Origin of the sequence: Bordetella sputigena, assembly GCF_965137885.1 — a bacterium.
GTDB lineage: Bacteria > Pseudomonadota > Gammaproteobacteria > Burkholderiales > Burkholderiaceae_B > Bordetella_C > Bordetella_C sputigena.
In genome coordinates this window covers 41391-53715 of sequence record NZ_CBCSCA010000012.1, presented here as the reverse complement: position 1 = coordinate 53715, position 12325 = coordinate 41391, and the positions used below count along the sequence as shown (strand labels likewise).

The following is a 12325-nucleotide window of genomic DNA, read 5'->3' as shown; positions in this document are numbered from 1 at the left end:
TCAGCTCCTTTCGCCGGGCGCCAGCAACTGGTGCAGTCCGTCGCCGGCCAGGTTGATGGCGAAGATCAACAGGGCCAGCGCGCTGCCCGGGATGGCGATCAGCCAGAAGGAAAAGAACATATAGGCCTTGGCTTCGGAAATCATCAGACCCCACGACGGCGTCGGCGGCTGCACGCCGAGGCCGAGAAAGGACAGTGCCGCTTCCAGCAAAATGGCGCTGGCGGCCTCCAGCGTGGCGATGACGATCAGGTGCGGCATGACGTTGGGCAGGATTTCCCCGCGCACGATGCGCCAGGTGGAAGCGCCCGCCGCGCGCGCCGCGGCGACGTATTCCAGCGAGCGGACCTGCTGGGTCGCGCTGCGCATGACGACCGCGAAGCGGTCCCACTTCAGCAGGCCCAGCACCAGGATGACGACCCACAGCGACCCGCCCAGGATGGCGACCGTGGCCAGCGCGACCAGGATGACCGGCATTGACAGGCGGGTGGAAATCAGGAAGGACACCACCATGTCCACCTTGCCGCCGAAATAACCGGCCGCCATGCCGATGGCCGTGCCGATCACGCCGGATATGCCCGCCACGCAAAGACCGATCAGCAGCGAGATGCGGGCGCCGTAGAACAATCGCGACAGGTAGTCGCGGCCCAGCGGGTCCGTACCGAAGGGGTGCGCCCACGAACCTTTGGCGTACCAGGCCGGCGGTATGTTGCGCGCGGCCAGATTCTGCGCGTAGGGATCGTGGGGGGAAATCCATGGCGCCAGCAGGGCGATCAGGACGATGGCCAGCAGGATACCTCCCCCGATCAGCAGCGCGGCGTTGCCGCCGAGGCGGCGCTGGCGCCTCGATGCCGGCGTGCCGTCGGCGGAGGGCGCTGCCTGGGCGGCGATGGGAAGGGTAGGCGCGGCCATGGTCAGGAAACCCGGATGCGCGGGTCCAGCCACGCGTTGGCGACGTCGGCGGCCAGCGTCAGCAGGACATAGATGACGGACAACAGCAGCACGATCAGCTGCATGACGGGAAAGTCCTTGAACGTGATGCTTTGATACGCCAGGTAGCCCAGGCCGTCGAGCGCGAAAATGGTTTCGATGACGACGGAGCCGCCCAGCAGGTAGCCCAGCTGGACCGCGGCCAGCGCCACGACGGGCACGATGGCATTGCGCAAGGCGTGCTTGAAGATGACCGTGCCGGCGGGCAGGCCCTTGGCTCTGGCGGTGCGGATATAGTCCGCGTCCAGGACTTCGATCATGCCCGCGCGGATCAGCCGCATGAAGGCCGGGGCGACGTAATAGCCCAGCGCGATGGAGGGCATGACGAAGTGCTGCCACGTGCCGCTGCCCGAGACCGGCAGTACGCGCAGCGTCAGCGAGAACAGCATGATCAGCAGCAGCGCGAAGAAAAAGTTCGGCAAGGCCTGGCCCAGCACCGCCAGGGCCAGGCAGAGGCGGTCGATCGGGCCGTTCCTGTACAGCGCGGCGAGCACGCCGAACGGCACGGAGATCAGCAGGGCCACGCCCAGCGAATACAGGCCCAGCAGCAGCGTGGTCCCGAGCTTGGACAGGATCAGCGGCCCCGCATCGGTCTTGAAGTACACCGATGTGCCGAAATGCCCGCGCAGCACATCCCAGAGCCAGTTGGCGTATTGCACGACGATAGGCCGGTCCAGCCCATAGGCCTTGCGGATCATGTCGATGTCGGCCTGCCGCGCGCCTTCGCCGGCCAGCGCCACGGCGGGGTCACCCGAAAGATGCAGCAGCATGAAAGCCAGGATGGACACCGTCAGCGCCACCAGCATGGCCAGTCCCAGTCGACGGATCGTGAAGCCGAGCATGTCGTTTCCTCAGTCTGTTCGTCCGCGGGCTATTTCCAGCTCATCTCCCAGAAGCGCACCAGTTCGTCGGGATAGGGTTTGAAGTTCAGTTCCTGGCTGGCGACGTAATAGACGGGGAGCGACCAGAGCGGTACCGCATAGGCCTGGCTGGAGATCCGCGCCAGGGCTTCCTGGTAGGTGGCGTCGCGCTTGGCCGGGTCGATGGTGCGGTCGGCTTCGTCGAGCAATTGCTTGACCTTCTCATCGCGATTGATGTCGTCGGAGCCGAACGCGAAATACACCGGTGTCGACGCGGATGTGTCGTTCACCAGGTTCGAGCCCCAGGTCTGGTGCGTCAGCGACGCCTTGCCGGCGCGGATCATGTCGCGCATCGCGGCGTATTGCAGGAAATTCAGCTTGGCGCGGATACCGACCGCGCGCAGGTAGTTGATGATCGCTTCCGTCTGGTTGCGTTCGCGATAGGCCACGATGTCGATGTCGAAGCCATTGGGATAGCCGGCCTCGGCGAGCAGTTTTTTGGCTTGCGCGGGATCGTAGTTGTAGATGGTCGCGCCCTTGTCGGTGCAGCCTACCTGCGATGGCGTGCAAATGGTGTTCAGGATCTTCGCATCTCCGCCGACGATGTTCTTGATGATGGCCTCGCGGTCGATGGAAAGAGCGATGGCCTTGCGCACCCTTGCGTCCTTCAACTGCGGGGCGGGGGTGTTGGGCAAGGTATTCATCTGCATGAAGACGATGCGCATCGTGTTGCCGCTGACGGCCTGCAGATTGGGCATGCCGGCCAGCTGCTCGGCCTGGTCCTTGGGCACGCTCATGATGAAATCTTCCTGCCCTGAAATCACTTCCGCCATCTGGGTCTGGCGGTCGGGGATGAAGCGGATGACCACTTTGCCGATCTTCGGCTGCGGCTTGGGAGATTCCTTGAAGTAGTCGGCGTTGCGCTCCAGCGTGATGGATTTGCCGGGCTGGTAGTCGGTCACCTTGTAGGGCCCCGATCCTACCGGCTTGGCGTTCATGCCGGCCGGGCCGACTTGCTTGTAATACACGGCCGGATGGATCACGACCGTGGTGGACAGGTATTCCTTGGCGGCCGGGAAGGGCTCCTTGGTATGGATGCGGACGGTGTATTGGTCGACCTTTTCGACGTGGTCTATCCACTGCACGTTCTGCTGCGTCGTGGCCTTGTTGCGCGGGTCCGCGACGAAATTGAGCGTGTAGACGACCGAATCGGCGTCGAAGGGTTCGCCGTTGTGGAATTTGATGCCCTTGCGCAGCTTGAACTCCAGCGTCTTGTCGTCCGTCTGCTTCCAGTTTTCGGCCAGCTGGCCCTTGTACTCGTTGGTCAGCGGGTCGCGGTACAGCAGCGTGTCCCACACATTGGCCGCGATGATCACGCCCACGCGGACGTTGTTGAAATACGGGTCGACGCTTTCCGGGGCCTGGTCGTAGGCCATGCGCAGCGTATCGTCCTTCTTGCTCGCCCACGCCGGAGCAGCCAGGCACAGCGCGATGGTCGCGACGCATACCGCTATCCGGCGTACCGCCGTTGTAGTGGACGCGGGTGGCGAGACAAGGGAAACAGCGCGACGATCAGCCATGTGGGCTCCTGTGTGGACCTGGAACGGGTACGACAAGGTGCTGCGGTGCTGCGCGAAAGGACTGCCCTGCCTTCCCGGCGATCGAGGCAGTAAGCGGACGACCGCATGGGGAATGCCCTAAATCACCGGTATGGCGCGATGGGATAGAGTGATGCGGCCGCGGCGGCGATCGGCCGCCGCGGCGCTGTCGGGCGAGTGCGTGTCGGCTGTCTTTGTATAACAGAGCTTACGTTCGCCCCATCCATGTTTTCCCTGAACGTGCAAAGCCTGCCTTGCTCCACCAACTGCTTCCGGACATCTTCATGAACAACGCGCTCATGCAACAAGCCATCCAGTTCGCCAACGAGCATGAATCCGCGTGGGATCGTTCGGTGCATGGAGAGTGGGGCGTGCACCAGAAGGATCCGCCACCCTGGAACCGGCTGCTCGGGCCGGTGCATGACCGTGGCCCGGTTTCGGGCACGGTGGTCGTCGACGGCGAGACCATGGCGTCATGGGGGGAACCGCTGCGCGCGGACCTGACCTTCAGCGTTGCCAAGATGTACCTGGCCTTGCTTGCCGGCGTCGCGCATGATCGCGGCCTGCTGCCCGATGTGGACGAGACCGTGGGCAGGCGAGTGCCGGGCATCGGTTTCGACGCAGGGCAGAATGCCGACATCACCTGGCGCCAGCTGTTGCAGCAGACCAGCGAATGGGAAGGCGAACGCTTCGGCGTCCCGGATCAGGTCGATCGCTATCGCGCGGTGACTTTTGGCGATCCGCCTGACGGCAAGAAGGGCGATCCTCGCCCCCTGCGCAGACCGGGCACCTATTGGGAATACAACGATGTGCGGATCAACCAGCTGTCGTTCGCGCTGCTGCATCTGTTCAGACGTCCCTTGCCGGAGATCTTCCGCGAAGCCATTACGCGGCCGATCGGCGCGAGCGAGAACTGGCAATGGGTGGGCTACGACAATGCCTGGGTCGAGATCGACGGCAAGCGCATGCAGTCGGTGCCGGGCGGATCGCATTGGGGCGGCGGCATGTCCATCAGCAGCGTGGACCAGGCCTTGATCGGCCAGATGCTGCTGAACGAGGGCAAGGCCAACGGCCGGCAAGTGCTGTCGGCGGAATGGATACGGGCCATGCGTGAGCCCTGCGCGATCGCGCCTTACTACGGTTTCCTGATCTGGCTGAATCACGAACGCCGCGTGTTTCCCAGCGTGCCGGCATCCAGCTTTTTTGGCGTCGGCGCGGGCAGTTCCTTCACCTGGGTCGAGCCGGAGCGCTGCCTGGTGGCCGTGGTGCGCTGGCTGGATTCCGCTTACGCCGATGCCTTCTTCGGCAAAGTGCTGGGGGCGGTGGACGCGGCTTAAGCGTGTCAGTGGGAAGCGCACCCTGGCGCCTGCACAGGCCTTTGTGTGCGTTCACACGTCCGTTCGCCTGCGTTTTGCGTGCGTCTACGTACCGCTACGCGCCTCCACGCGGCTGGAAGCAGTCCGCCGCAAGGCCGAGGCCAGACGGGCATTGGCGCGTTGCATGGAGCGCGCCGCGCCCAGCAAGGGCGCCAGGCCGGGCAGGGCTTGCGGTTCCGCGCCGGTGTCCGGGATCCGCCTGCGGGCAGCAGGCCTGTTCTCGTCATTGTCCGCCGGCACCGCGCCGTCCAGGGTCCGGTCGACCAGTTCCGCGCCTTGGCGGTAGCCGGCCGGCAGCACGGCGCCATCGTTCGACCGCCGCCACTGTCCCAGTGCGGCCAGCGCCGCGATCATGACGTTGCAGGCGGCGAGCCACATGCCGATTTCGGCGCCGGAGCGCTGCTGCGCGCGCGGCTCCTGCAGCATGCGCTGATGCGCGGCCGTCAGCGCCCTGACGCTGACCAGCGCCGAGCGACGGGTGACGCGGTAACGTGTCATGTCGAAGCCATCGGCGAAGACCGCGGCGGCGTAATCGCGGCAGGCGAGCCGCGCGGCCGCCAGCTTGGCGTCCAGGCCGCGGTATTCCCATGCCGGCAACAGGAAAGCGCCGATCGCCCCGATGGCGCCGCCGATCAGGGTGTCCAGGCCGCGCTGTTCGATCATGGACCACCCCGGCACCAGCAGATGGTAAAGCAGCAAGACGGCGACGGTGCCGAAGAAAACGCTGGGCAGGTAGCTGGCCGGTCGCGCCAGGGCGAAGCAGGTACCGTAGCTGACGACGATCAGGCTTGCCACCAGCCAGGGGGCCTGCACGCCTAGCCAAAGCAGAACCGCCGTGCCCAGGCAGCCCAGCAGCGTGCCGGCGATGCGTTGCCGGCTGCGCTGCTGGTTGGCGCCGAAGGTAGGGCTCATGACGATCATGATGGTCAGGATGACCCAGGTGCTGTGACCCCCGATCCAATTGGCCACCAGGGTGCCGGCGGCCATCGCGGCGGTCAGGCGCAAGGCGTAGCGCGCGGCGGCGGGCGAGGCGCGTACGGCTTGCCACGGCGTCGGCGGCTTGGCGGGCGGGTTCCAGGTGCGCAGGGCGACAGCGACCTCCGCGCGAGCCGCGTCGTCGCTTGCCGACGTGGACTGCATCTTGCCGCCGCGCGCGCCGGCATTCGCATCACGGGCGAGTCGCGTGAGTATGCCGGCCAGCACATCCAGGCGGGCGTTGAAGCCCTGCGCGGGCGCGCCATCCCGGCCGCGCCACGCCAGGCCCGGCGGAGGCGCGGCCACCGTCTTTCCCACCACGTAGCGCGGCACCAGGTCTTCGATCCACCGCGCCATATCCTGGATGGCGTCGTGTACGCGTCGCGCGGCCCTGCCTTCCGCGCCGCCGGTGCGCAGCGCCGTGAAGTCGTCGTGCAGCGCCAGCGAGATGTCGTGGACGTCGATCGCGTCAGTCAGCGTATCGAACAGATGCAGGCGACGTTCCTGCCGGCCAGGCTGGGCGGTGAGATCGCCCAGGACCACATCGCGGGCGATTTGCTGGGCATCGATCGCCGTCGATTGCGCTTCAGCGAGCCTGCGCCGGCATTGGTCAAGCGGTATTCCAGGTATGAAGCATTCCGCGCGCCGCCGCAGATGCGCGGCCGCCGCCATCAAGGATTCGCCTACCGCGCGACGCGCAATCTGCTGCGGGAACAGGGCGCACAGGGCCGTGCTGAAGGCGGTGTACCAGAGACCGCCGCACACCATCCAGCCCATGAACGGCCATGGCGGGCCGCCGGCATCGTGCTGCGCCAGCATCAGATCCACGCCGATCAGCGCGCACAGCCCGATGAGCGTGCCCGGTGTGCCATAGGCGGTGGCCAGTCCCGCGCAGAAGGCGACCACGAGGAGCACCACCCAGGCGGCCAGCGGATGATGCATCACCACTGTGATGGCGGCCGCCGCCAGCCCGAGTATCACCGTCGCCGCCAGCATGCGGCGCGGCTTGAGGCGGAACGCTTCCGGAATGTCCACCAATGACACGCAGAACGCGCCCAGGGCCAGGCCCAGGCCCAGATCGATATTGTCGAACATCAGAACGCCATAGCCCGCCGGCAGCATGACGCCGAGCAGCGTGCGCAAGGCAGTGAACGCATGCTGGCTGTAAAGAAACTGCAAAATGATCTGGGTGGCGGGCATGGAAAACGGCTAAGCGCGGGCAGGACCTGGATGCCAAATGTACCGCGCGTCTCCACGCCAGGCGTGTACGAGATATGGAAACGAATGATTCCGCCCCCATGGAAAAGGCTTTTCCGTCGAGGTCTTTCTATTTTCCGGACAGGGCCGGTTTCAATGATGGGATGATGCGCTGCCTTGCGCTTCGATCCGGGCCCGGCACAGCCGCAGGGGGGCGGGGCGGTGGCTGACCAGAAGCAGGCCCTGGCCGGTAAGGCGTAGACGCCGCTCGAGCGCTTCGATAACCTGGCGTTCCGTACCGGCGTCCAGGCCTTCGGTAGGTTCGTCCAGCACCAGCCATGGCGCCGGCCGCAGCAGCGCGCGCGCCAGTGCCAGGCGCCGGCATTCGCCGCCGGAAAGGGCGAGCCCGCCGTCCCCGAGCCAGGTCTGCAGGCCATGCGGCATGGCGCGGATACGGGTGGCCAGGCACGCATCCGCCAATGCCTGCCAGAGAGCGGTGTCGTCCGCCAGCGGAGCGCCCAGGCGCAGGTTGTCCGCCACGGTTCCCGTCAACGGGCTGGGGTCCTGGGGCACGTAGGCGAAGCAGGGGCGCGCCCAGCCGATGGGATGGTTTTCCAGTGCCGTGCCGTTCACCGCGTAGTATCCCGGGGACGCCGCGCGCAGGCCCAGCAGGGCTTCCAGCATGGCGGTCTTGCCCGATCCGGATGGGCCGGCGATGCCGACCCGCGAGCCCGCGGGAAATACGCTGCCGCCGATGCGCAGGGTGGCGGCGGCGCCCGGCGCCAGCGTGGGATGATCGTGGGGCGTGTCCGGCGCGTCGCGATCCATGGCCTCGTCCAGGCGCGCGCAGGCTTCCTGCAGGGCGCCATGCTGCTGGGCGGCCCGTAGCAAGGGCGCCGTGCCCTCCATGGCCGCCAGCGTGGCGAGCACGGCCAGGGCCAACAAGGGCAGCGCGGCGCCGGCGGACAGCGCGGCGATGGCCAGCAGCGTGGCGCCGGTAATGCCGGCGTGGATGGCGGCGAGATCCGCTTGCGCGTGATTGCGCCGCAGGATCGCGGCCCCGAGTTCGGCGTCGCGCGCCATCACGGCGTCCACGGCGCCCGCCGTCAGGCCGAAGCAGCGCAGCTCGGCGGCGGCAGGCAGATAGGCTCCCACGGCGTCCTTCAAACTGCCCGTGGCGCGCAGCGCGTCGCGGCCCGCATCGCCGCACCAGCGCCGCGCCAGGCGCCGGCCGACGGCGAGTTGGATGCCCATGCCGATGGCGTACGCGGCGGGCGCCCATGGCGAGGCGAGCGCCAGCACCGACAGCGCCGCGCCCGCGGCGGCGGCCGCGACCCAGGGGGCGGGACGCCGCACGAAAGCGGCTTCCACGGCATCGACGTCCTGCACCAGGCGCGCGGATGCCTCGCCGGTGGAAAGCGCGAGCGCCTTGTGGGGCGGGGTGGCGGCGATGCCGGCGAACAGCAGCGGACGCAACTCGGCCAGGGCGGCGAAGGCCGCGCGGTGCCCGAATAGCCTTTCACCGTAGCGGCCCGCCGTGCGCAGGATGGCCAGGCCGCGCATGCCCGCGCTGGGCAGCAGATAGTTGAAGGCCTGCACGGCCGCGGGCCCCGCGCTGCCGGCCAAGGCGGCGCCGGCCAGGAACCAGCCGGACAGCCCCAGCAGCAGGGTCGCGGCGCTGGCCGCGATCGCGCCGCTGGTCGCCGCCAATGCCAGGTCGGCGCGCCGCAGGCGTGCCTGCGTGCGTATGAAGCGTCCGATCGTGGAGCGGCGCGGGACGCGTGTCGCTTCCGGCGCCGGGATGCGCGCGGGGAGATCGGGAAGGAAGGGGAACGACATCTTCATGCCAATCGCAACGTACAGGCGGCCGCGGCGGCCAAGGCATCGGAATGGGTGGCCGCGATCACGGTGCGGTCACGCGCCGCTTCGCGTATCAGCTGGACGATGCGCTGTTCCGACGCGTCGTCCAGTTCGGCGGTGGGTTCGTCCAGCAAGAGCAGGGACGCGGGTTTCAAGAGCGCTCGCGCCAGGGCCAGCCGGCGCCGCTCGCCGCCGGAGAGGCCGGAGCCTCTTTCATCCAGAACGGTATCGCCGCCCAGTGGGCGCCGGGCCAGGGCGGGCCCGAGGCCTACGCGCATGGCCATGGCAAGCGCCGTTTCGCGCGTGGTGCCGGGCGCGGCAGCCATCAGGTTTTCCAGGATGGTGCCCGGCAGGAAGACCGGTGCCTGGCCGGCCCAGGAAACCTGCGCGGGGTCGGCGGTCCAGCTCGGGGTGATGGTGCCTGATTTGAGCGGCGCGCGGCCGAGCAGCGCGGCCAGCAGCGTCGATTTGCCGGCGCCCGTGGGGCCGCGGACGACGGTGAGCGCGGCGGCCGGGGCGTCCAGATTGATCGGCCCGATCTCGAGTTCGCCGGCGGCGACGACGGCGTCGCGGCAATGCACGGCGGGCGCGGATGCCGGAGCCGGCGCCGATGCGGGGTCCTGCGCCGCCGCGCGTGGTTTCGATGCCGATGCGGAAGCGGAGGCCTGCTCCGGCATGCCGGCGGCGAACGTCCCGCGGTCGCGGCGGCCAGCCAGGCGCGTGGCGGCTTGGGAGGATGTTGCCGTCTGGGCGGGGAGAGCGTCCCACAGCGGCAGCAGGCGCGCGGCCGCTGCCTCGCCCAGCTGCTTTTCATGGTACGCGGCCGCCAGGCGCCGTAGCGGCGCATAGAACTCCGGCGCCAGCGCCAGCGCGTAGAACGCGGTGGGAAAAGCCAGGGTTTCCAGCGGCTTGAAGGGCAACAGGCCCAGCAGCGCGAAACCGCAGTACACCGCGACGATGGCTACCGAGATCGCCGCGAAGAACTCCAGCGCCGCCGATGAAATAAAGGCCACGCGCAGCACATTCATCGTGCGGCGGCTGACTTCCCGGGCGGCCGTGGCGACGCGCGCGGTCTCGGCCTGTTCGGCCTGGAAGGCCAGGATGACCGGCAATGCCCGCACCCGATCGACGAAATGGCCGGACAGCCGGGCCAGTGCTTCGAACTGGCGCGTCGCCTCTATGCTGGCGGCGCCGCCGGCCAGCGCCATGACGGCGGCAAACGGCACCAGGGTCGCCAGCAGGATGGCGGCGGCGACCGGGCTGGCCGGCGCCACCGCCGCCGCGATCAGCAGCGGGCCGATGCGGGCGTCCAGTTCGGCGGGGCGATACTGGCTGAAATAGCCGTCCAGCGCTTCGATCTCGTCGACCACGGCGGCCAGGGTGGCGCCCGCGGAGCGTCCGGGACCCGCATCGGCGGTCAGGGGGGCGGTCGCGGTCGGCGTGGAACCCACCACCGCGCCGAGCGCGGCCGTGACGGTCTGGCGGCGTAGTCGCGACTTGATCGCGAAGGCCTGCCAGGCCGCCGCCCGCGATAGGGAGCGGGATACCCAGGCGCGTCCCGCCGTAGCGGCGGCCAGCGCCAGCAGCGAGACCAGTGACGCCGCCTGGACCAGGACCAGCGTCAAGGCCAGCGCCCAGGCCGCCACGCAGGCGGTATGCAGCACGGTCAGCAGCGTCAGCCGGCGGTTGCCGGCGGCATCGCCGCGCGCCAGCGTGCGCAGCGCCCGCGCGGCGGCGCGGGTGTCGGCGTTGGAGCGTTGTAATTCTGCGGACATCGGTGGCGGTGCGAGAATGGGGCAGGCTCAGTGTGCCCCGCTTTATTCGCGCGACCTTTGAGCTATGTCATGGGGCGAGCGGATAAGCCGCCATACGATGGCGCCGTTACGTACTCCAAGGCCGATCTCATGGACGTAGTCGAACTGTCCCGTCTGCAATTCGCCCTGACGGCGATGTACCACTTTCTTTTCGTCCCGCTCACGCTGGGCCTGTCCTTCATCCTGGTCATCATGGAGAGCATCTATGTGATGACCGACAAGCCCATCTGGCGCACCGTTACCCGCTTCTGGGCCACCCTCTTCGGCATCAATTTCGTGCTGGGGGTGGCCACTGGCCTGACCATGGAGTTCGAATTCGGCACCAATTGGTCGTACTACTCCCATTACGTCGGCGACATCTTCGGCGCGCCACTGGCGATCGAAGGCTTGATGGCCTTCTTCCTGGAGGCGACCTTCGTCGGCCTGATGTTCTTCGGCTGGGAGCGGCTGAGCAAGCGTGGCCACCTGTTCGTCACTTTTATGGTGGCGCTGGGCTCCAACTTGTCGGCCCTGTGGATCCTGATCGCCAACGGCTGGATGCAGAACCCGGTTGGCGCCATCTTCAATCCCGACACCATGCGCATGGAAGTCAGCAGCTTCCGTGAAGTGCTGTTCAACCCCGTCGCACAGGCGAAATTCGTGCATACCGTCAGCGCGGGCTACGCCACCGCCTCGGTGTTCGTGCTGGGGGTCTCGGCATGGATGCTGTTGCGCGGCAAGTGGCGCGCCGTGGCGCAGCGCTCCTTCGCCGTGGCGGCCGCCTTCGGCCTGGCTTCGGCCTTGTCGGTGGTGGTACTGGGCGACGAAAGCGGCTATGCGCTGACCGACAACCAGAAAATGAAGCTGGCTGCCCTGGAAGCCATGTGGGAAACCGAACCGGCCCCCGCGGCCTTCACCGCCTTCGGCATCCCCAGCCTGGCGGACCGCAAGACCCACGCCGAAGTAAAGATCCCCTATCTGCTGGGCCTGATCGCCACACGATCGATCGATAAGCCTGTCGCCGGGATTTTCGAGCTCGTCGCCGTATCGCAATCGCGCATCGAAAGCGGCGTGCAGGCCTACGACGCGCTGGAGCGCCTGAAGCAGCAGCCCGGCGATACCGCGGCGCGCGCGCAGTTCGAACAGCACCGCCGCGACCTGGGCTACGGCATGCTGCTGAAGCGCTATGTGCAGGATCCGCGTACGGCCGACCGCGCCACCATAGAGAAGGCCGCCTGGGATACGGTGCCGGACGTGCCGGTCATGTTCTGGGTGTTCCGCATCATGGCCTTGATCGGTTTCATACAGATCGCGGTGTTCGCGGTGGCGTGTGTCATGGCGGCGCGCCGGCGCTTCGACGTGCGCTGGCTGCTGAAGACGGCGATATGGATCATGCCGCTGCCCTGGATCGCCGCCGAAGCCGGCTGGGTGCTGGCGGAGCTGGGGCGCCAGCCCTGGGCGGTGGACGGCGTGCTGCCGACTTTCCTGGGCGTATCCAGCCTGACCGTCGCGCAGTTGTGGACCACGATCGTCGGCTTCACCCTGTTGTACGGCGCGCTCGCCGTCGTCGAGGTCGGCCTCATCGTCCGGACCGTCAAACGTGGTCCCTACGCTCATCACGAACCGGCCCCGCAAGGCCACGACGTGGCCGGTGGCCTGGCCGCTGCTGAATAAGGAAA

The 12325-nt window shown here is 67.7% G+C and carries 8 protein-coding genes; 2 read left to right on the top strand and 6 right to left on the bottom strand.

Annotation, left to right across the window (positions count from 1 at the left end; genetic code table 11):
* From ACNA0R_RS21030 to ACNA0R_RS21020, 3 genes are read right to left on the bottom strand one after another with little or no spacing between them, the layout of a single operon-like run.
* Positions 1 to 909 carry an ABC transporter permease gene (locus tag ACNA0R_RS21030; RefSeq protein ID WP_415828019.1) on the bottom strand — a complete coding sequence of 303 codons (909 nt, stop codon included), beginning with the start codon at positions 907 to 909 and terminating at the stop codon, positions 1 to 3.
* A 2-nt stretch (positions 910 to 911) separates the two neighbouring features.
* The gene (locus ACNA0R_RS21025; RefSeq protein WP_415828018.1) at positions 912 to 1829 is read right to left on the bottom strand and encodes an ABC transporter permease; all 918 of its coding nucleotides are present in this window, start codon (positions 1827 to 1829) and stop codon (positions 912 to 914) included.
* A 29-nt stretch (positions 1830 to 1858) separates the two neighbouring features.
* Positions 1859 to 3427: an ABC transporter substrate-binding protein gene (locus ACNA0R_RS21020; protein ID WP_415828017.1), complete on the bottom strand. Its 1569-nt coding sequence runs from the start codon at positions 3425 to 3427 to the stop codon at positions 1859 to 1861.
* 302 nt (positions 3428 to 3729) lie between these two features.
* Between ACNA0R_RS21020 and ACNA0R_RS21015 the strand changes: the two genes are divergently transcribed.
* Positions 3730 to 4782 carry a serine hydrolase domain-containing protein gene (locus ACNA0R_RS21015; RefSeq protein WP_415828016.1) on the top strand — a complete coding sequence of 351 codons (1053 nt, stop codon included), beginning with the start codon at positions 3730 to 3732 and terminating at the stop codon, positions 4780 to 4782.
* Positions 4783 to 4866: 84 nt separating this feature from the next.
* On the opposite strand, the gene ACNA0R_RS21010 is transcribed toward ACNA0R_RS21015, so the two are convergent.
* The 3 genes from ACNA0R_RS21010 to ACNA0R_RS21000 form a co-directional block, all read right to left on the bottom strand.
* Complete coding sequence (locus tag ACNA0R_RS21010) at positions 4867 to 6996, bottom strand: FUSC family protein (protein WP_415828015.1); 2130 nt, start codon at positions 6994 to 6996, stop codon at positions 4867 to 4869.
* A 150-nt stretch (positions 6997 to 7146) separates the two neighbouring features.
* Positions 7147 to 8838: an ATP-binding cassette domain-containing protein gene (locus ACNA0R_RS21005; RefSeq protein WP_415828014.1), complete on the bottom strand. Its 1692-nt coding sequence runs from the start codon at positions 8836 to 8838 to the stop codon at positions 7147 to 7149.
* Entirely contained in the window at positions 8835 to 10628 is a 1794-nt protein-coding gene (locus tag ACNA0R_RS21000; protein ID WP_415828013.1) for an ATP-binding cassette domain-containing protein, read from the bottom strand. Before ACNA0R_RS21000 ends, ACNA0R_RS21005 begins: the two co-directional genes overlap by 4 nt.
* Before the next feature lie 129 nt (positions 10629 to 10757).
* Between ACNA0R_RS21000 and ACNA0R_RS20995 the strand changes: the two genes are divergently transcribed.
* Entirely contained in the window at positions 10758 to 12320 is a 1563-nt protein-coding gene (locus ACNA0R_RS20995) for a cytochrome ubiquinol oxidase subunit I (RefSeq protein WP_415828012.1), read from the top strand.
* Positions 12321 to 12325 lie beyond the last annotated feature (5 nt).

Excerpts from the sequence above, each read along its gene's own strand:
- ACNA0R_RS21015 (WP_415828016.1), top strand. The coding sequence starts at position 3,730 with ATGAACAACGCGCTCATGCAACAAGCCATCCAGTTCGCCAACGAGCAT.
- ACNA0R_RS20995 (WP_415828012.1), top strand. The coding sequence starts at position 10,758 with ATGGACGTAGTCGAACTGTCCCGTCTGCAATTCGCCCTGACGGCGATG.
- ACNA0R_RS21020 (WP_415828017.1), bottom strand. The coding sequence starts at position 3,427 with ATGGCTGATCGTCGCGCTGTTTCCCTTGTCTCGCCACCCGCGTCCACT.
- ACNA0R_RS21030 (WP_415828019.1), bottom strand. The coding sequence starts at position 909 with ATGGCCGCGCCTACCCTTCCCATCGCCGCCCAGGCAGCGCCCTCCGCC.
- ACNA0R_RS21010 (WP_415828015.1), bottom strand. The coding sequence starts at position 6,996 with ATGCCCGCCACCCAGATCATTTTGCAGTTTCTTTACAGCCAGCATGCG.
- ACNA0R_RS21000 (WP_415828013.1), bottom strand. The coding sequence starts at position 10,628 with ATGTCCGCAGAATTACAACGCTCCAACGCCGACACCCGCGCCGCCGCG.
- ACNA0R_RS21005 (WP_415828014.1), bottom strand. The coding sequence starts at position 8,838 with ATGAAGATGTCGTTCCCCTTCCTTCCCGATCTCCCCGCGCGCATCCCG.
- ACNA0R_RS21025 (WP_415828018.1), bottom strand. The coding sequence starts at position 1,829 with ATGCTCGGCTTCACGATCCGTCGACTGGGACTGGCCATGCTGGTGGCG.